The 21,762-nt window shown below is 51.0% G+C and carries 2 protein-coding genes; both read right to left on the reverse strand.

Annotation, left to right across the window (positions count from 1 at the left end; all coding sequences use genetic code 11):
- Window positions 1-139 precede the first annotated feature (139 nt).
- The gene (locus tag ACIFQM_RS02100; protein ID WP_430064958.1) at window positions 140-11,326 is read right to left on the reverse strand and encodes an amino acid adenylation domain-containing protein; all 11,187 of its coding nucleotides are present in this window, start codon (window positions 11,324-11,326) and stop codon (window positions 140-142) included.
- A gap of 163 nt (window positions 11,327-11,489) precedes the next feature.
- The coding region (locus ACIFQM_RS02105) for an amino acid adenylation domain-containing protein (protein ID WP_430064960.1) at window positions 11,490-21,762 on the reverse strand (10,273 nt) is incomplete at its 5' end.

Here is a 21,762-nt window from a genome sequence, read left to right on the forward strand (position 1 = left end):
CATAGGGAGGAGGGTGCGGATGATAGAGCGAATCCTGATCGAATCGCGTAAGCAGTAGGCCTCTTACATGTTCGATCAGGATTCATGGGTTACAGACTAAAAATTAGTGAAATCCAGTTAAATCATCAACCGTAGATTTTCAAGAATTATGATGTGCCAAACCTTGTGTGATGTCTTTGTCCATGTTCCGGGCTATGTTTTGTATTGCGACACGGATACTTTTTACATTTTCCTCGATAAATCCGGGTTCGAGCAGTTCATAATGGCTGCCAATCAAGCTATGCTCTTCATAGCTTCCTTGTGTAGCGTCTTTCCATAAAAGTCGATTGTCTCCGATTCCCCTAACTGTTTCCGATCCGACAGCAACAAAGCCGTGAATATTGGCCTGAACCCTCTCTGTATTCACAAGCTGGTTGCCATACACTGCGTAAGCGATCATTTTACGCTGGTACGTTTCATTCAACAGCTCACGGTAGGATTCGGGAACCTGTTCCAGCATGGCATGAATTTCGTGCTCTGTTTCTTCGACTGTGAAGGGCAGGGCTTCCTTCCTTTTGACCGAATCGAGCATCAAAATGTCGGATACAGCATGACCTTGACGCTCGAGTGTGTCGGCAACCTTATGCGCCAGATTACCGCCTATGGAATAACCAAGCAGCACATACGGACCTTGCGCTTGCGTGCTGACGATCAAATCAACATACCGTGCCAGCATTTCCTGCTCATCCGCGGCATCATTTACGAACTCCAATCCATACACGACTGCGTCCTGATCCAGTTGTTTCGCAAGCTCCGCGAACGACAGACCGTATCCAAGCATAGGCGGAAAGCAGAAGATGGAGACAGGACCGTGTTCATTCAACCGAATGATTGGACTATCTGCCTTGGATTGCAAATCCGATTTTAATAATGCGAGCGCCTGCTCTTCTATGGTCGGGAACTCCAGAACACTGCGGATTGGAAGCTCAATGTCTGTGGCAAGATGAATTTTGCGTACAAGCTCCAGCAATTTCAAGGAATGCCCCCCCAACGTGAAAAAGTCATCGTGGATGCCCACTTGCTGGATTTCGAGCACTTCCTGCCAAATAGCTGCCAGCAACTGCTCCACATCAGTTCGCGGTGCGACATATTCTATGCCCGTGTGCAGCGCTTTGTCCGGCACAGGTAAAGCTTTGCGGTCGATTTTGCCGTTGGTCGTCAGCGGAAACCGATCCAGCTGTACAAATGCGGATGGAATCATATAGCTCGGCAGACTGGCCGACATCATAGCTCGAATCTCACGGATGGTCAGCTGTTCATCGGCAGTGAAGTAAGCACATAATTGCTGCTGGCCTGTTCCATCCCGTAAAGCGATAACAACGCTATCCCGCACGGATGGTACACTTGCCAGCCGCGCCTCCACCTCGCCCAGCTCAATCCGGTAACCGCGAATTTTAACCTGTTGATCCATCCGTCCAGCGTATTCCAGCATGCCATCTTCACGCCAGCGAACAAGGTCTCCCGTACAGTACAGGCGATCTCCATCCACCCACGGGTTAGCAAGAAATCTCTCAGCCGTTAGCTCAGGACGGTTCAGATAACCGCGTGCAACTCCGTCTCCGCCGACAACCAGTTCACCCCAGGCTCCGACCGGCTGCAGGTTAAATGACGAATCCACAACATACGCCGTTGAATTGCCGATAGGACGTCCGATCGGCACAGAATCCAGCTGTTCTTCCGTAATGTGGTACGTCGTCGAAAAGGTTGTATTTTCCGTTGGCCCATAGCCGTTAATGATGTTCATGTTCGGATTGTCACGCAGGACCCGGTTAATATGGGGCGCAGACAAAACATCACCACCAACCAGCAAATACTTCACTTCGCCGAACAATTGACTGTCCTGCTGCGAAAGCTGATTAAATAACGGAGTGGTCAGCCACATCATGTTGACGCGATGATCCCGTATTGTCTCTTTAAGCTTGGCCGCGTCCAAAAGATCATCCTTATGCACGAGTACAAGCTGACCGCCGTTCAGCAGCGCACCCCAAATTTCAAACGTAGATACATCGAATACAAACGCGCAAGTCTGCAGCATGCAGGTCGATTCATCAAATGGCACATAATCCGTATTGCGGACCAGGCGCACAACACTTTGATGCTCAACAACAACGCCCTTTGGCTTGCCTGTCGAGCCTGAGGTATAAATGACATAAGCAGCATGATGACCCGCTCCATCCATCCCCAGATTGGAATAATCCGTACTGTAGGACGTTTCATCATCCAGATTGACAATCTGTCCGTCAAAATAGCAACGATCCAGTAAATCCTGCTGAGCCAGCAGCAGCTTGGCTCCCGAGTCCTCCAGCATATAACGGATACGGTCCTCCGGATATTGAGGGTCTACCGGCACATACGCGCCTCCAGCCTTTAAAATAGCGAGTGTTCCAGTAATCATATCCAGCGAGCGCTCCGTCAGAATGCCAACCGGTTCATCGGGCTTCACCCCTGCATCCCGCAGCAGCGTATGCGATAATCGGTTGGCTGTCTCATTGAGCTCCCGATAGGTCAATGATTGATGACCCAAAGCTACGGCAATATGATCCGGCGTGCGCTCAGCCTGCTCCTCAAACAGTTTTTGGATCGTCTGATTCCGTGGATATGCAGAGGCAGTGTCATTAAACTCTCCTGTAATCTGTTGTTTTTCCGCCGCTGTAACCAGTTCCAGCTCTTCTACGCAAACACTCGGGTTACGCAAAATTTGCTCCAGCAGATTCACAAAATGTCCATGCAGACGCTCAATGTCTGTTTGATCAAAGCTTAACGCGTTATACATAAAACGAATCTTTATGCATTCTCCCGGCATAACGACAAGGTTCAGATCGTAGTTGGTCTGCTCTGCAGCCACCACGTTGGAGATCGGGAATGCATCTTGTCCGTCACTTCCCAGCTCCTCGACTTGCTCCTCCACCGGATAATTTTCAAACACCATAATATGGTTAATTAAATCCTGCTTCTGGTCGGTCAATGCCTGAATTTCAAACAGTGGATACGTATCATACGCATGAGAAGCCAGCGCCTGCTCCTGCATTTTTTTCATCACTTCTTCAAAAGATTCCCCTGCCTCGCAGCGAATGCGCACGGGAATGGTATTAATGAACAAGCCAATAATATCCTCGACCCCGATAATATCCGATGGACGACCTGAGACAACACTGCCAAATACGACATCACTGTGGTTGTTATACTTTTGAAGCACAATCCCCCATGCGGTTTGTAATAACGTATTCATGGTCACCTGATACCGCTTAGCCGTCTCCTCCACCCGGAGGGTCAGCTCACGCTCCAAATCCGTCGTCCAATCGCTGGCCGTGTAGCCTTCACTCTTGCGACCAAATTTTATAGCTGGTAGTGCTGTTTGCTGCTCATACCCGGATAAATAGCTGCTCCAGTAGTCGGCTGCCGCCTTGCCATCCTGTGCTTCCAGCCATTCAATAAAGCTGCTGTACGGCACTGCCGGTGCCAGCTCTGGCACTCTGCCCTCCTGAAGTGCTGCATAGCTTTCAAACACTTCTTTATTTATAAGGGACAAACACCAGCCGTCCATGACGATATGATGGAAGCTCCATACAAAATGATAGCTGTCTTCTCCAGTACGTAAAATCGCTACACGCAGCAGGACATCCCGACGCAGATCAAAGCCCCGTGCTTTATCTTCCAACTCGAAGTTTTTCACCCAGGTATCCCTTGTATCCACATCCAGCTTGTGTAAATCTTCATATTGAAAGCCGCAATCCCGACTTCGATACACTACCTGCAACGGTTCCGTATCCCGACCAAAATAAAAATGTGTACGCAGCGCCTCATGTCGCCGAACCAGAATATTCAGGCTTTCTGCAAAAGCCTTAATGTCCATCCGACCTCGCATATCATAAGAAACCTGCTCAAAATACGCGTCATTCGCGGCTGCTTGACTATTCAGCTGGCTGTGAAACAGCATCCCTTTTTGCATCGGAGTCAGTGCATATACATTGTCGACCTTACCCGCAGCACCCATTTCAGATAACAGGCTGTCCAAGCCCTCCACACTCATTCCTTTATAGGAAATATCACTTGGGGTCAGCTCAGGGTGTTCTTTATGGATGCAATGAGTCAGAATTTCACGTAGACTCGATTCCAGTAATTTCGCCAACCGTTCTATCGTCTCTGGTCGATAGCTGGTACGGCTATAGCTAATCGTCAGACCCAGCTGACCTCCCGAAATGATCCCGCCAAAATCCAGCGTATACGTGCGAGCCATGGTCGGGCTCAGAGGCATGCCCCCACTATAAGGGGATGACTCCAGATCATTTCCCTTCATATCCTGATCGAATTGTCCCAAATAGTTAAAGCTGATTTCGGGATCTGTCGTAAATAGGGCTGGAGATGCCTCTGGTGCCTGTATCTGGCGGTCGGCTACATATTTCAGTACACCGTAGCCGATCCCCTTTTTCGGGATGCCGCGCAGCCCTTCCTTCACATGCTTAATCCGTTGCGAAAGAGCAATTCCCTCCGGCATATTAAGCAAAACAGGATATTGGCTTGTAAACCACCCTATGGTTCGGGTAATGTCTACCTCAGGTAAAATAGCTTCGCGTCCATGCCCCTCCAGATGTATCAGGAAGCGCTCATATCCGCTCCACGCTTGCAATGCCATCCCCACCGCTGTCAGCAACAGATCGTTAACCTCCGTGTGGTAGGCACGATTGGCCTGCTTGAGCAGTTGCTCTGTCTCCGCACTTGTCCATACAGCGGTAACCGACTCACCGTCACCAATCAACGGATTTTTGTGTTCATGATGCCCGTAATCCTGCGGCAAGGGAGCCAGTTCGGCTTGTGCAAGCTCCTCCCAGTACGAGCGCTCCCGTTCCATGGCTGGGCTATTGGCATAAGCGTACAGCTGCTGGGCCCACGTTTGGAACGAATCCGTTTTATGAGGCAACTGAATTACCGGTTCTCCCTTAGAGGCCTGATCATAAGCAGTCGCCAAATCCTCGAATAAAATGCGCCAGGATACCCCGTCCACCACCAAATGGTGAATCGCGACCAGCAGATGATCTCCATCCGGGCAACGGAATAGCCCCAGCCTCATGAGCGGCCCTTCGCTTAGGGAAATACCGGATTGAATTTCATTGCAATTGGTTTCAACCATCTTCGCCAAATCGCCCTCGTTTACATCGCTGTCCCTATAATCAAAGATTTCCAGTTGGTATGGTTCGCCTTCCTCTATACGACGATTCCATGCTGTATACCCGTTCTCCGACGAACGAAAAACCATACGCAATGCATCATGGTGCGATGTAATCTGATTAAGCGCCTGACGAAGTGCCAGTTCATCGTAGCCTTCTTGTCGATAAAGCATGACAGATTGGTTAAAATAGTGCGGCTCTGCCGTTGACTGTTCAAAAAACCAACGCTGAATTGGTGTAAGCAAAACAGAACCTATAACCTCTCCCTGCTCTGCTATACGGTTAACAGGCTGAATGAATTTACTTAGTCCCGCAATCGTCGGATATTTGAACAAGTCCTTCATTTCCAGCTTGTATCCAGCCTGAAACAATCGGGACGATACTTGAATGGCCTTGATGGAGTCTCCACCCAGATGGAAAAAGTTATCCTGTATGCCTACTCGCTGAATCCCAAGGATTGCCCCCCAGGCGGTAGCCAGTGCTTGCTGAACGTCCGTCTCGGGTGCCACATAATCCATGCCTGTATCGACGTTTTGCTCCGGTGCAGGTAGGGCTCTGCGGTCTACTTTTCCATTCAACGTCAAAGGCAGTCTGGAAAGCTTCACAAAGTAGGAAGGCACCATATAGCTAGGCAGATCCTGCGACAAAACGTTACGTAAGTCGCTGGCGCTCAACTCGCTGTCTGTTACAAAATAGGCACACAGCTGTTTTTGCCCATCATCGTCCTGCTGTACGATAACAATCGATTCCTTCACTCCTGCAATCGTGGACAAACGGGTTTCTATTTCACCCAGCTCAATGCGGTAGCCGCGAATTTTGACCTGCTCATCCATTCTTCCTTTATACTCCAACACGCCATCTGCACGCCAACGTACTAAATCGCCTGTACGATAGCAGTGCTCCCCGGGCCGGAACGGACTTTCTATAAACTTTTCAGCCGTAAGCTCCGGCCGATTCAGATATCCACGTCCCACACCGTCACCACCGACGATCAGTTCCCCCCAGGCTCCGATTGGCTGCAGTTTCAATGAAGGATTGACCACATATGTGGTTGAATGATCAATCGGACGCCCAATGGGAATAGCTTGGGTTTGCGGTTCTGTAATGTCATAGATGGTGGAAAAGGTGGTGTTCTCTGTCGGCCCATAAATATTGGCCAAACGAAGCTGCGGGTGCTCCTTCAGCACACGATTGACATGTGGTATGGACAACACATCACCACCCACAAGCAATTCCTTCAGGGAGGAAAACACTCCAATAGCTTGCTGTGAATGCTGATTGAATAAAGCCGTGGTCATGAACATGGTGTTAATACGATACTTGTCAATCGCCTGTTTGAGCTTGGCGGCGTCCAAAATAGTGTCATGACTTACCACATACAGTTGACCCCCGTTCAGCAGCGTTCCCCAGATTTCAAAAGTGGAGGCATCGAACACAACTGCACCCATTTGCAGCATACGCGTATGTTCGTCAAGCGAGGCATAGCTTTTGTTTTTCACCAAACGCACGACATTGCGGTGATCGATCATCACGCCCTTCGGCTTGCCTGTCGTACCAGAGGTATAGATCACATACGCAAGATCCGAGGAAGATCCCTCCATTGAAATAGCAGCAGATTCATCCACATGAGCGTAAAGTTCAGATTCGCTACTCCATCGTTGTTCATCACTCAAATCTATGATCGGAATGCTTGGTTCAAAAGGAACCTGCTCACGTCGCTGTGAAAGTAACAGCCTAGCACTGGAATCCTCCAGTAAATAACGGATACGCTCCTCAGGATATTCGGGATCAATGGGAACGTACGCCCCCCCGGCTTTTAAAATCGCCAGCATGCCGACGATCATTTCAATGGACCGCTCCGCCATAATCCCTACTCGCTGTATCTCTGGCTCGGAGCCTCTCCGTATCCCATGGGAAGCGAGTATACGTGCCAGACGGTCGGAGCGTTCCTTCAGTTCGCGGTAGGTGAGTTGTGTGTCGGCAAAGGTGACGGCCAGCCGATCTGGTGATTGTGCTGCCTGTTCATCGAACAGCACATGCAGCACTTGATCACGTGGATACGGATAGTCTGCTAGTGTATCGTTGAATTGCATTACAATCTGCTCTTTTTCTTGGGACGAAACCATTTCAATAGCCGAAAGAGCGATATCCGGCTGTTCTATCACCGCACGGATAAGCTGCTGCAAGTGTACAGCCAGTCGTTCGATGGTTTCCCGTTTGTACAGCCGGGTTCCGTATTGAAGACCGCAGGCAATTTGCTCCCCATCCTCCATCGCGAACAGACTCAAATCAAATTTCGCGGTATTTTGTTCACTCGGATAGGGTGCCAATTGCAAACCTTCCAGTTGCTGATCCTTTTGCTCCAAATTTTGTAGAGCAAACATGGTATCAAATAACGGATTACGGCTTAAATCTCGATCCACGTCCAGCTTGTCCACCAGCTCTTCAAACGGATAATCCTGATGTTCAAAAGCTTTCAATGCGTTTTCCTTGACCTCTAATACGTAATCGCGGAAGGTCTTACCACCTTCCGGATAATTGCGGATTGCCAGCGTATTCACAAACATCCCGATCAGGCTACCAAGATCAGCATGGGGCCGCCCCGCAATCGGCGAACCGACAATAATATCCTCCTGCCCGCTGTAGTGGCTAAGCAAAGACGTATAAGCTGCCAATAGCACCATATATAATGTCGATTCCGTCTGTACCGCAATGCTTTTTAAACCTTCGCTCTGCCGTTGATCGAGCGTAAATTCCAGCAAATCTCCTTCAAAGCTTCTCGTCGCCGGACGTGGATAATCGGTTGGTATATCCAGCACAGGCAGCTCTCCTGCGAAGGTATTTAGCCAGTAGCTTTCCTGCTGCCGATAGCGTTCACTTTGCTGCTGCTCCTGTTGCCAAGCAGCGTAGTCCTTATACTGAATGCGCAATGGTGGCAGTGTGTCACCTGTATATAAATGGATGAAGTCCTGAATCATCACATTTATAGAGGTACCGTCCGAAATGATGTGATGCATATCCAGTAGTAAAATATGATGCTCTGGATCTGTTTCAATCAAACCGACTCGGAAAAGCGGAGCCTGTCCAAGATCGAACGGCTGGACAAAGTCGCGTACTAGTTCGTCCGTCTCCTTTGGGTCAGCTCCATGGGCATGAATCAACTCCATACGAAAAGAAACTTCGTCATGTACTCGCTGGACAGGTTCACCGTTCATGGTCTCAAAGCTGGTACGCAATATTTCATGGCGGTCAATAAGCTGGCGGAACGCATTGTCCAGTGCATTATGATCAAATGAACCTGTCAGTGTCAGAGCGCCAGGAATGTTATAGCTAATTCCCGCTCCATCAAGCTGATTGAGAATATACATCCGTTTTTGTGCCGAGGACACCGCATAAAATGGCTTATTCTCCGTAACAGGTATGGATTCATAGGCGGTTTGCTCCAGCGCTTCAATCACCTGCGCAAGCTGTTCAATCGTCGGGTGCTGAAACAGGTCCTTTAGCTGCACATTTTTATGCAATTCCTTATGAATAAGCGATATGACATGTGTCGCTCGCAGGGAGTGCCCCCCTGCTTCAAAAAAGTTATCCTTAATCCCAATGCGCTCAAGCTCCAGCACATCTTTCCAGATACTCGCCAGTTGTACTTGTAATTGATTTTGAGGAGCTACATATTCTGCGCCTGAGCTTATACTTCCCTCCGGCTGCGGCAACGCCCGGCGATCCACCTTGCCGTTCGGTGTCAGTGGCAATTGCTCCAGCTGTACAAAATATGACGGCACCATGTAGCCCGGTAATTCTTGGCTCAAAGCGCTGCGCAACTCACTTGCTGTTACTTCCTCATGGGTCACCACATAAGCGCAGAGCTGCTTTTGCCCCTGCTCATCCTCATGTGCAATAACGACGGATTCTTGCACCGCCTCCAGCTTCAACAGCTGCGCTTCCACCTCGCCCAGCTCGATCCGGTAGCCCCGAATTTTCACCTGGGCGTCGATCCGTCCCTTGTATTCCAGCGCCCCGTCCGCCTTCCAGCGTACCAGGTCGCCTGTGCGATAGCAGCGTTCTCCGCTGCGGAACGGACTGTCGATGAACTTTTCAGCCGTCAGGTCCGGACGGTTGCGGTAGCCACGTGCTACCCCGTCACCGCCGACGATCAACTCACCCCACGCCCCGATAGGCTGGAGCTGCATCGAGCGATCCACGACATACGCCGTTGAGTTAGTGATTGGGCGGCCAATTGGCACCGATTCGGATTGCACACCGGCGATCGCATGCATGGTGGAAAAGGTCGTATTTTCGGTTGGGCCATAGATGTTACTGATCCGCAGGGAAGGATGAGCCTCCAGCACCCGGTTCATATGTGGAACGGACATCACATCTCCGCCGACCAGCAGCTCCCGTATCCCCTCGAACAGCGCCAGATCCTGCTGGGACAACTGGTTAAAGAGCGGTGTGGTCAGAAACATCGTGGTAATGCCGTGGCTGCGGACCGCTTCCTTGAGCTTCGGCGCGTCCAGAATGACATCCTGACTCACCAGCACCAGCTGTCCACCGTTCAATAGCGCACCCCAAATTTCAAAGGTGGACGCGTCAAAGACAACGGCCCCGGTCTGCAAAATACGCGTATCGGCATTCAATTGCGCGTAGTTTGTATTTTTCACTAGACGGACGACATTGCGGTGTTCCACCATAACCCCTTTCGGCTGGCCAGTTGTTCCAGAGGTGTACATGATATAGGCCAAGCGATCAGCAGCGGTTGCCTCCACTTGTTCTGATTGCGTAACTTCTGGTTGTATAATTTCTGGTTGTGTGGTTGTAGTAGAAGCAAGCTCAGGACTAGCGGAAATGGAGTAGAGCGGGTTTAAGCAATCTACATATCCGATGCCAGCTACGTCAGCATACGTCTCGTTATCGTTCCGCAAAACCGGATCGAAACGATCAGCATCATTCGTTCCATAAATTGCGGAATCGCTTAGGTCGAGCACAGTTCCCTTAAAATCAACGGGCCGATGCTCCATTCGCTGTACGAGCAGTATGTTAGCACCAGAATCCTCCAGCAAATAGCGTACGCGCTCATTCGGGTATTCGGAGTCAATCGGGACATATGCTCCGCCTGCCTTGAGAATTGCAAGCATACCGACGATCATCTCAATCGAGCGTTCAGCCACAATGCCGACAGTCTGCTCGGTGCAGATCCCTTGCTTACGTAATGTATGAGCTAGACGGTTGGCCTTTTCATTCAATTCTCCATAGGTTAGGCTATCTTTTCCGAATACTACCGCCACCTGCTGTGGGACCTGCTTCACCTGTTTCTGGAACAATTCATGAATGGACGCATGACGTGGATAATCCACAGCTGTATCGTTGAAGGTATGAAGCAGCTGCTCCACTTCTTGCTCTGACAGCAGTTGTGCTGCGGAAATCTCCAGTTCTGGCTGATGCAGAACAACGCTGTACAAGCGCAACAGTTGCTCAACAAAGCGTTCAATCGTCGCCTCGTTATAACGGTCGCTACTGTACTTCACGTTCAGAGAAACCGCTGCATTTTCCCACTGAAATTGCAAATCAAGCTCAGATTGTACATAATTCAAAAAATCAGGAATATGAATATTTTGCATAGACGACGTGGTGTAAATCAGAGGCTTTTCATCCTCGTTACGTGGAATTTCAAGCCCCTCGGTATAGTTCCAAAAAGGTATATTTTGGTGCTCAATCGCTTCGCTGACAGAGGTTTTGATTTGAGACAGCAAGGCTTTGAAGGTCGTTGTGGAATCCAGTGTGTTTTTCAGTATAAGCAGATGATTGATCGGCTTTGTAGCACCGTTGCCAGACTTGGCTACCGGAATACCCAGCAGCACACGTTCCTCACCTGTGTACTTATGTAACAGACTTTCTACTCCAGCAAGCAGAACCATAAACACTGCCCATGGAGCGCCACCTGTTATAGACAATATTCGCTCGGAAATTTCAGATGGAAATGTGAGCGTGTACGTAAGGGAATTTAAATTCGTTACAATTGCATCCTTGGACACGTTGTTGGTGTATGGAAGGCAGATGATATGATCCTCGGATTCCAGCTTATGACTCCAGTAATTTTTTTCCTTCTCAAATAAGGCTTTCAATGACATCCCTCCTGCTTTTTGGGGTCTGTACCCCGGTTGGAATGGTGCGTTGTTACGTAGATGAGCGTTGTGTCGGAAAAATAATACTTTGCAGGCAAGGGCAGTCGGACAAGCCGCCGCCCTCTGCACAGCAAAGTGAAATCATTGCATTTTAGAAAATGATTTAGAAAACAAAGTCGATGGAATCCGGTGAAAAGCCTTCCGGCTTCTCGTCGGTGGAGGTTACCTGAATTTCGCTTAACAGCAAATTCGGGTTTGCCCCAACCTGTGACAGAATCGCTATCAAATCTTCCGTTAATCGTTCAATCGCGTCTGCACCAAACAGCTTCGTGCAATATTCAAAGGAACCCTTGATCACCCCGTCTTCATCGCTCATGGACAAGGTCAAATCAAATTTGGAGATGCGATGCTCCCGAACATACGGACTGAAGGACAGGGTCTCAAGCTTCGCTTCTTGCGACTCCGTATTTTCCAGTGCAAACATGGTGTCAAACAATGGGTTACGGCTTGTATCCCGTGCTACATCCAGCTTTTCCACTAACTCTTCCAGTGGATAATCCTGATGCTCGAAGGCTTGCAGCGTACGATCTCTGGCTTCCAGCAAGTAGTTGTGGAACGTTTGGTTGCCCTTCGGCTGATGCCGGATGGCTAGCGTATTGACGAACATTCCGATCAGTGGCTCCAACTCAGGCAACAAGCGGCCTGCTACCGGAGTACCGATGATCAAATCGTCCTGACCGCTGTATTTGGACAGCAGAACGGTGTAGGCGCTCAATAGCACCATGTACAACGTACTTCCGGTCTGTGCCGCCATTCGGTGCAGTTGTTCGGATACATTCGGGTCAACTGTAAATTCATACAGCACACCCTCGAAGCTGCGAACAGCAGGTCTTGGATAAGCAATCGGCAAATCCAGTACCGGTAATTCTCCGGCTAAATGCTCCAGCCAGAAGTGTTCCCGGCGTTGGTATGACTCACGCTGCATTTCCTGCTGCTGCCACACGGCATAGTCCTTGTATTGAATCGGCAGCGGCTCCAATTCCTGCTCCTCGTACAGCTGTACCAGCTCCTGCACGATATTGTTAGACGATACACCGTCTGAAATAATATGGTGCATGTCGTACATCAGGAAATGGCGCTCTGGTCCGGTTTGAATGATCTGGACACGCAGCAGTGGTGCCTGCCGAAGATCAAAGCTGCGTACAAAGGATTCGATATACGCTTCGGCTTCAGATTCACTAACCTGCAGGCGCTCTACTGCAAACTCAACCTGATCGTAAACCCGCTGAACAACCTCGCCTTCCACCATTTCAAAGGAAGTCCGCAACGTTTCATGGCGGGCTATTAACTGACGGAATGCTTCCTCCAGTCGATCTGCCTGAAGCGGTCCTTCCACCGTTAGCACATCCGGCATGTTGTAGCTGACATCCCCACCTTCCAGATGGCTCAAAATGTACAGACGTTTTTGAGCCGAGGAAACCGGGTAGTAGGCCTGTTTCGCCGCCGCAGGGATCACCGTATAGGTGTCTGTGCCGTGCGTAGCTATGAGCTGGGCTTGCTGCTCAATCGTAATGTGCTGGAACACCTCACGCAGTGTAATCCGGCTGTCCAGTTCCTGATGGATTTTGGCCACCAGCGTTGTTGCTCGCAGGGAGTGTCCACCCATGTCGAAGAATGAGTCGGTGACTCCTACGCTGGACAGCTTCAATACATCCTGCCAGATTTGAGCAAGCTTGACTTCCAGCGGTGTCCGCGGCGCAACATACTCCATGCCACCTTCGAGGCGCGTTTCCGGCGCAGGCAACGCCTTGCGGTCAATTTTTCCGCTTGGGGTCAGCTGGAAACGATCCAGTTGTACAACATATGTCGGGATCATGTAATCCGGCAGCTTCGGCTGCAGCGCATTGCGCAGCTCCGGCAGACTCAGCGGTGCCGTGGCTACAATATAGGCACACAGGTCCTTATGTCCGTCTTCGCTTTCCCATGCCGTGACCACGGCTTTCTGAATGCCGTCTACGGTCAGCAGCTGTGCTTCCACCTCGCCCAGCTCGATCCGGTACCCCCTGATTTTCACCTGGTGGTCGATCCGGCCTAAATACTCGATGCTTCCATCTGGCAGCCATCGTGCCAGGTCGCCCGTCCGATACATCCGGTGGATGTGGGCATCTGGAGCTTGTTCAGCTTCCACTGAAGCTGAGGCAAACGGATTAGGTATGAACTTCTCTGCCGTCAGTTCCGGCAGGTTCAGGTATCCTCGTCCTACACCTGCACCTCCAATATAGAGCTCACCTGCGATACCGATCGGCACCAGCTGCTGCTGGCTGTTCAGGATGTACACAGACTGGTTCGCTATCGGCGTTCCTATGGATACCGTGTGCTCTCCTTTTTCCAGCAGCACGTTCAGGGATTCCACATCTTCAATTGTATAAGCGGTCGCATCTACTGTTGTTTCGGTCGGACCATACACGTTAGTAATTACGGGACGATACCCGAACCACTTATGCAGGAACACATTGACCAGTTGCACAGACAATGCTTCGCCACCGATCAGGTAATGCTTTACATCCGGCGCTTCCGTCACGTTGACGCTTTCGTTCAAAATATGCAGATGCGCAGGTGTGCCGTCCGACAAATCAATTCGGTGCGTTCGGTAGTAGGCGATCAAATGCTCCCCACTCAGGCTGACGTCACGGGATACCACATGCAAGGTGTGGCCTAACAACAAGCTAGCAAAGATTTGCTTCACCGAAGCGTCAAATACAAATGCCGACAGCCATGCGACTTGAAGCGGCTGTTCATAACGGCTATATACTCGCTCAAATAAAGCATCTACCAGATTGCTGACACTGCCCTGCTCGATCATGACACCTTTCGGCTGACCGGTTGTGCCTGACGTGTAAATCATATAGGCCAGGTTATGCGGGCGGGCCACAGGGATTAGGTTGCTTGCATCCTGTGCTCCCAGTTGAGCTTGAACGTTCTCATCGTCAAGAACTACTGCTCGAACTGTGGATGGCAAGCTGAGTGTGAGATTGGCGACTCTGCTTGTAATCACGACCTTTGCCCCGCTGTCTTGGAGCATGTAGTCGATACGTTCCTGTGGATACATGGTATCCATCGGCACATACGCACCTCCGGCCTTAAGTACCCCTAGAATGCTCACCAGGATATCGGCAGAACGTTCCAGTAATACGCCTACCGGTTGATCTGCATCGACCCCTTCCGCTCGTAACACACGGGCCAATCGGTTCGCACGCTCGTTCAGCTCGACGTAGGTCAGCGCCGTGTCCCCAGACACGACCGCTACCCGATCAGGTCTGCGCTTCGCTTGCTCTTCAAATCGTTCGCTGAGCGAGCGACCTTGTGCTGTTCCACGCACGCTATGCGCGTTCGGGTCATTGAACACCTTCAGAATCCGCTCGGTTTCTTCCGCTGTAATCAGCTCCAGCTCACCCAACTTCGCATCCGGGTTCGCTGCCACGGCTTCGGCCAAACGAATGAAGTGACGTGTCATCCGTTCTACGGTTTCCCGTTGATACAACGCGGTTGCATACTGCAATCCAAACTGGATGCCTACCTCTTCCTCTCTGGCTTCCAGCATCAAATCAAACTTGACTGGCGTTTGTTCCAAGCCGTATGGACGGAAGCTTAGGTCTGCCAGCTGCAATTCGCTTTCCTCGGTGGTTTGCAGCGTAAACATCGTATCGAACAGCGGATGGCGGCTCATATCCCGCTTCACGTTCAGCTTTTCCACCAGTTCCTCAAATGGATAGTCCTGATGTTCGTATGCTTGCAGGGCACGATCTTTCACTTCTTCCACGTAGCTGCGGAAGGTATGCTCCGCCGTCGGATAGTTTCGCAATGCCAACGTACCGACGAACATCCCAAGGATCGACTCCAGATCTGCATGCGGTCGTCCTGCAATCGGCGTGCCGACCACAATATCCTCTTGTCCGCTGTATTGATGCAAGAGCGCAGTGTATGCCGCCAGCAGCACCATGTACAATGTTGAGCCTGTGTGCGCCGCCAGTTCTTTCAGGCGTTCGCTAACTTCATGCTCCAGTCCGAACACGACCGTATCCCCTGCCGTACTTCGTACCGCTGGACGGGCAAAATCCGTAGGTAGATCCAGCACAGGCAGCTCACCCCGGAAGGTGTCGAGCCAGTACGCTTCCTGACGCTGCATCCACTCCTGATGGGCTTCGCTTTGCTGCCATACCGCATAATCCTTGTACTGAATCCGCAATGGCGACAAGGCTTCTCCACCATACAAGCGGACAAATTCATCGGCCAGTACCCCCATGGACACACCATCCGAGACGATATGGTGCATGTCGAGCATAAGCAAATGCTGTTGTTCTTGTTCCACTCCTTGTACGCCCAGGTCCACCAAGCCTACCCGCAGCAGCGGCGCAGCTTGCAGAACGAACGGACGGACAAAGCGCCGTACCAGTTCTTGCGTTTCCTTGCTGACCAACATGTCCGTATCCGTAGTCGCACCCTCTGCCTGTACCTTTGCATATTCCACCTCGAACGGCACGATGTCCTCAATCCATTGCATCGGTTCACTGTCCACCAGTTCAAAGCGGGTTCGCAAGGTTGCATGGCGGGCGATCAGTTGACGGAACGCGTCTTCTACTCGTTTCACATCCAGCGGACCACTCACTTGCAGCACCGACGGCATGTTGTAGTTCACATCATTCGGGTCGAACTGATGCAGCACATACAGTCGTTTTTGCGCCGAGGATAACGGGTAGAATGCACAGGCTTCCGTCACCGGAATGGACGCATAGTTCACTTGATCCAGCTGTTCCAGAACGGCTGCCAGTTGTTCAATCGTTGGTGCTTCAAAAATACTGCGTAGTGGAAGCGGCTTATTCAGCTCCTTGTGAATCTTCGAGGCCAGGGTGGTCGCCCGCAGCGAATGCCCGCCAATCTCGAAGAAGTTTTCCTTCACGCCGACCTGTGCCAAGCCCAGTACATCCTGCCAAATTTGCGCCAGCTTCACTTCCACCCACGTCCGCGGTGCAACATAATCCGCTCCGCTTTGCAGGCTGACCTCTGGTGCTGGTAGTGCTTTGCGGTCGATTTTACCGTTTGGTGTCAGCGGCACCTGCTCCAAGTGGATGAAATATGACGGCACCATGTAGGCTGGCAGCTCCTGGCTTAAAGCGCTGCGTAGCTCACTGGCCACAACTTCCTCATCGGTGACCACATAAGCGCAGAGCTGCTTCTGCCCTTGCTCATCTTCTCGTGCGATGACCACAGCTTCTCGCACCGCCTCCAGCTTCAGCAGCTGCGTTTCTACCTCGCCAAGCTCGATCCGGTAGCCGCGAATTTTCACCTGTGCGTCGATCCGTCCCTTATATTCCAGGGTCCCGTCCACATTCAAGCGTACTAGGTCGCCTGTGCGATAGCAGCGTTCTCCGCTGCGGAACGGGCTGTCGATGAACTTTTCGACCGTCAGATCCGGACGGTTCCGGTATCCACGTGCCACCCCGTCACCGCCCACGATCAGTTCTCCCCATACCCCAATAGGCTGGAGCCGCATCGAACGGTCCACGACATACGCCGTCGAGTTATGGATCGGTCTGCCAATTGGTACCGATCCTGATTGCACGCCAGTAATCGCATGTGTTGTGGAGAAGGTCGTATTTTCGGTCGGGCCGTAGCCGTTAATAATCTGCAGGTTCGGATGGGCTATCATTACCCGGTTAATATGCGGTACAGACAGCACATCACCACCGACCAACAGCTCCCGTACCCCCTCAAACAGATCGAGATCCTGCTGGGACAGCTGGTTAAAGAGCGGCGCGGTCAGCCACATCGTGGTAATGCCATGATTGCGAACAGCTTCCTTAAGCTTGGGCCCGTCCAAAATGACATCCTGACTTACCAGCACCAGCTGTCCACCATTCAATAGCGCACCCCAAATTTCAAAGGTGGATGCGTCGAAGACAATAGCCCCTGTCTGCAAAATGCGCGTGTCGGCATCCAATTGCGCATAGTTAGTATTTTTCACCAAACGTACAACATTACGGTGTTCTACCATGACGCCCTTTGGCTGGCCCGTCGTACCCGACGTATAAATCACATACGCAAGGTCGTTTGGACCGGACAACGGCTCCAGATTGGAACCATCCTCGTGATACACACCCTGTGCCCCATCCAACACCAGTACGTTGCCATTAAAAGCAGCTTTGTCCAGCAGATGGCTTTGCGTCAACAACAGCTCTGCCCCCGAGTCATTCAGCATGTAGCGGATACGCTCCTCTGGATACGTCGGATCAATCGGAACATATGCACCCCCGGCTTTCAAAATGCCTAAGATACCCACGATCAAGTCTACCGAACGCTCGGTCATCAATCCCACCAGGCGATCCTTCGTCACGCCTTGATTGCGCAGAGTACGAGCCAGACGAGTCGCGCGTTCATTCAGCTCGCGATAGGTCAACTGCTCTCCCTCGAAGAACAACGCTGCCTGCTCCGGTGTCTGCGCTGCTTGTGTTTCGAACAAGCCATGGATCGTTTGCTCCCTTGGATACTTGACGGCTGTATCTCCCCATACGCCCAGAATTTGCTCGCGCTCCTGCTCACTTAAAACATCCAACTCATGCACTTGAATGTCTGGCTTCGCTGTCACTTGCTCCAGCAGCTGCACCAGATGGCTCTGAGTCCGTTCAACGGCTTCACGATCATAGAGCTTCGCATTGTATTCAAATCGGATTTTCATCGCTTCCAGCGGAATGACGAGCAAATTGAAATCATAGTTGGTTTGTTCAATCATACCTGCGTTGCTAATTTCAAAATCCGATTCTGCACCTTCGCCAAGTTGCTCGACCTGCTCCTCCACCGGATAGTTTTCGAACACGATAATGTGGTTGATCAAGTCTTGCTTTTGCTCGCTTAAGGCTTGAATTTCATATAGCGGATACGTTTCATAAGCTTGAGAAGCCAGCGCCTGCTTCTGATTTGCTCTGATCATGTCGGCAAATGTATCCTCAGCCCCACTGCGGATACGTACTGGAATGGTGTTAATGAACAAGCCCACCATATTTTCGATACCCGAAATATCAGCCGGACGACCAGACACTACACCGCCAAAAACAGCGTCATCACTACCGTTGTACTTTTGAAGCAGCAAGCCCCATGCCGTTTGCAATAATGTATTCGTGGTCACGTAGTGCTGCTTGGCAACCATTTCAATGCGGCCTGTCAAATCCTTGCCCAGATCGCACAGCACATGCTCAAATTGCGCACCGTCCGCTTTCACGCCTACTTTTCCGGTCAGAATCGAAGTTTGCTGATCATAGTCGAGCAAATAATCCTTCCAGTATGAAGATGCAGCCTCTACATCCTGTGCTTCAAGCCACTCAATATACTGACTATATGGAGTAACTGGGGCAAGCTTCGGTTCTCTATGCTCGACGGCTGCAAAATAAGCCTCAAACACCTCATCCGTTACCAACGCCACACACCAGCCATCCATCAAGATGTGATGAGAGCTCCACACAAAATAATAATCCTCATCACCTGTTCGTAAAATCGCCACGCGCATCAATGCATCCTGGGACAAATCGAATCCGGCTGCCTTGTCTTTGCGAATAAATTCCTTCACATACGTGTCACGCTCCTGCTCAGCCAAATGACGCAGATCCTCATATTTGAAACCTATATCCTTGCGGCGGAAAATGACCTGCACCGGCTCATCCTGCCAACCGCTGTAGAAATTAGCTCTAAAAATCTCATGCCGCTGCGCCAAATGATTCAAGCTATCTTGGAAAATATCCGCTTGGAAGCGTCCGCGCAAATCAAATGTCGTTTGTTCAAAATAAGCACCTGACTTTGCATCCATCAGATTATGGAACAGCATACCTTTTTGCATCGGCGTTAACGCATATACATTTTCCAGTTCGCCAATGTCACAAGTCCGCTCTACCAATTGATCCAGCTCGGCCATGGTTACATTTTTAAGCATTACATCGCTTGGAGTTAGCTCCTGCTGCTTCCGGCCTGCACAATGCGCAATGATTTCCCGCAAGCTGGTTCTGAACTCCTCTGCTAGCTGCTCCATCGTTTCTCGGCGATATTCCTGATTGCTGTAGCTGATCGTCAATTGCAGTTCGCCTTCCGAAATCATTCCATTAATATCTAGCGTGTGCGATCTGGCTGCATGTGCGCTAAGCTCTTCACCGCTGGAGTAATGAGATACGTCAATGGATTGATTTTGCATATCTTGATCAAATTGTCCTAAATAGTTAAAGCTGATTTCAGGTTCGGTTACAAAATGCTCTTGCTCACGTGCGGCGGACAGGTATCTCAAAATACCGTAGCCAATACCCTTTTGCGGAATGCGACGCAGCCCTTCCTTCACATGTTTGATGCACTGTGAAAGGTCTTGCCCCACGCTCATATCCAGCACAACCGGGAATTGAGTCGTGAACCAGCCAACGGTGCGAGTAATATCCAGCTCTGGCAAAATGGACTCCCGTCCATGACCTTCCAGGTTGACGAGCACTCGTCCAATGCCAGCCCAGCGATGAATCGTCATTCCCAATGCCGTAAGCAGCAAATCATTCATATCCGTGTTGTAGGCACGATGCGCCTGTTTTAACAGCTGCTCCGTTTCCTGAGCTGTCCACGTGGCAGTAACGATATCGCTGTCTCTATTTAAGGAATAGGACTGTGGCTGGTCTTTTGGAAGCGGCTCATACATTCCCTGTTCAATTTCTTGCCAGAATGCGAGTTCTGCTGCAATTTCTGAACCGTTCGCATATTGAGATTGTCCATCAGCCCAGGTGCGGAACGAATCCGTTTTGTACGGAAGACGAGTCGCTTGTCCGTTCAATGCCTGCTCATAGGCTGTCGTAATATCCTCGAACAAAATGCGCCAGGATACAGTGTCCACCACTAAGTGATGAATCGCAATCAACAAATGGTCTCCATCTGGGCAATGGAACAGCCCCAGCTTCACCAGCGGTCCTTCACTCAAATCAATTCCAGCTTGAATTTCATTCGCCTTGGCCTCGATGGCCGCAGACACCTCAGTCTCATTGCTGAAGTCCGTCTGTTCCAGCGTGTACAGCTTACCCTCACCAATCGCACGGTTCCATGCTTCGTATCCGTGATCGGTAGGACGGAAAATGGTACGCAACGCGTCGTGATGGCTAACCATTTGATCCATCGCTGTACGCAGTGCCTTTTCATCAAAACCGTCCTTGCTATGCAACATGATGGACTGATTATGATGATGAGCATCCGTCAGGTTTTGCTCAAAGAACCATTGTTGAACTGGTGTCAGCTTCACAGCGCCCACCACTTCGCTCTGATCTGCCAATCTTGTCACAGATTGGACTTTCAGCGCCAATGCAGACACCGTTGGATTGCTGAACAGGTCTTTCATGTTCAGTCGATAGCCTGTTTGCAGCAATCGGGATGATACCTGCAGCGCCTTGATCGAATCGCCGCCCAGCTCGAAGAAGTTATCCTGCGTGCCTACCGTTTCCACGCCCAGCACTCCGGCCCATACCGAAGCCAGCACTTGCTCGACCGTTGTACGTGGCGCCACATAGGCTGCACCTGTATGGATACTTCCTTCTGGCTCTGGCAAGGCCTTGCGGTCGATTTTGCCGTTGCTCGTCAGTGGTATCGTCTCCAGACGCATTAAGCGTGCTGGCACCATGTGCGCTGGCAGTCCTGCTTCCAGCTGGACCTGTACCTCCTCGATCCGCAGCTCCGCTTCTCCCGTGATATAGCCGCACAAATACTTGTGCCCACGCTCATCTGTCCGGTCGATCACGACCGCTTGACGCACACCCGGTACCCGCTGGATCACGGTTTCGATCTCGCCCAGTTCAATCCGGTAGCCCCGGATTTTGACCTGATAGTCCATCCGGCCGATAAAGTCCACGTTCCCGTCCGGCATCCACCGTGCCAGGTCACCCGTGCGATACAGCCGTTCACCCGGCACGTACGGATTCGCCACGAATTTCTCGGCCGTCAGGTCCGCACGGTTCAGATACCCACGCGCTACCCCGGCTCCGCCAATGCATAGCTCGCCCAGTACGCCGATAGGTACCGGATTCAATTGGCTGTCCACGATATAAAAACGTGCATTCAGCCACGCCTGACCAATCGGCACACTGCCGCTGCTTGGCAGCTTCGACAGCTCTTCGTCGTAGAAGCTGGAGTCAATCGCCGCTTCTGTTACGCCGTAGCTGTTAATGATACGAATGTCTGCACCAAACCGTTCTTGCAGCACCCGGTAATCCGTCACACTACAGCTATCCGAGCTGGTGATGAGTAGCTCCAGACTGCTCATGTCCAGTCCGTGTTCATGCACATGCTGCATGAACGGTACGATTAGGGCCGGTGTCGATTCGAACACCGTAACCTGATAGTCACGAATCCAGCCGTACAGACGGCTCGGATCAATC

The sequence above is a fragment of the Paenibacillus sp. NRS-1782 genome (genome assembly GCF_050467685.1).
GTDB classification, from domain to species: Bacteria; Bacillota; Bacilli; order Paenibacillales; family Paenibacillaceae; genus Paenibacillus; species Paenibacillus terrae_A.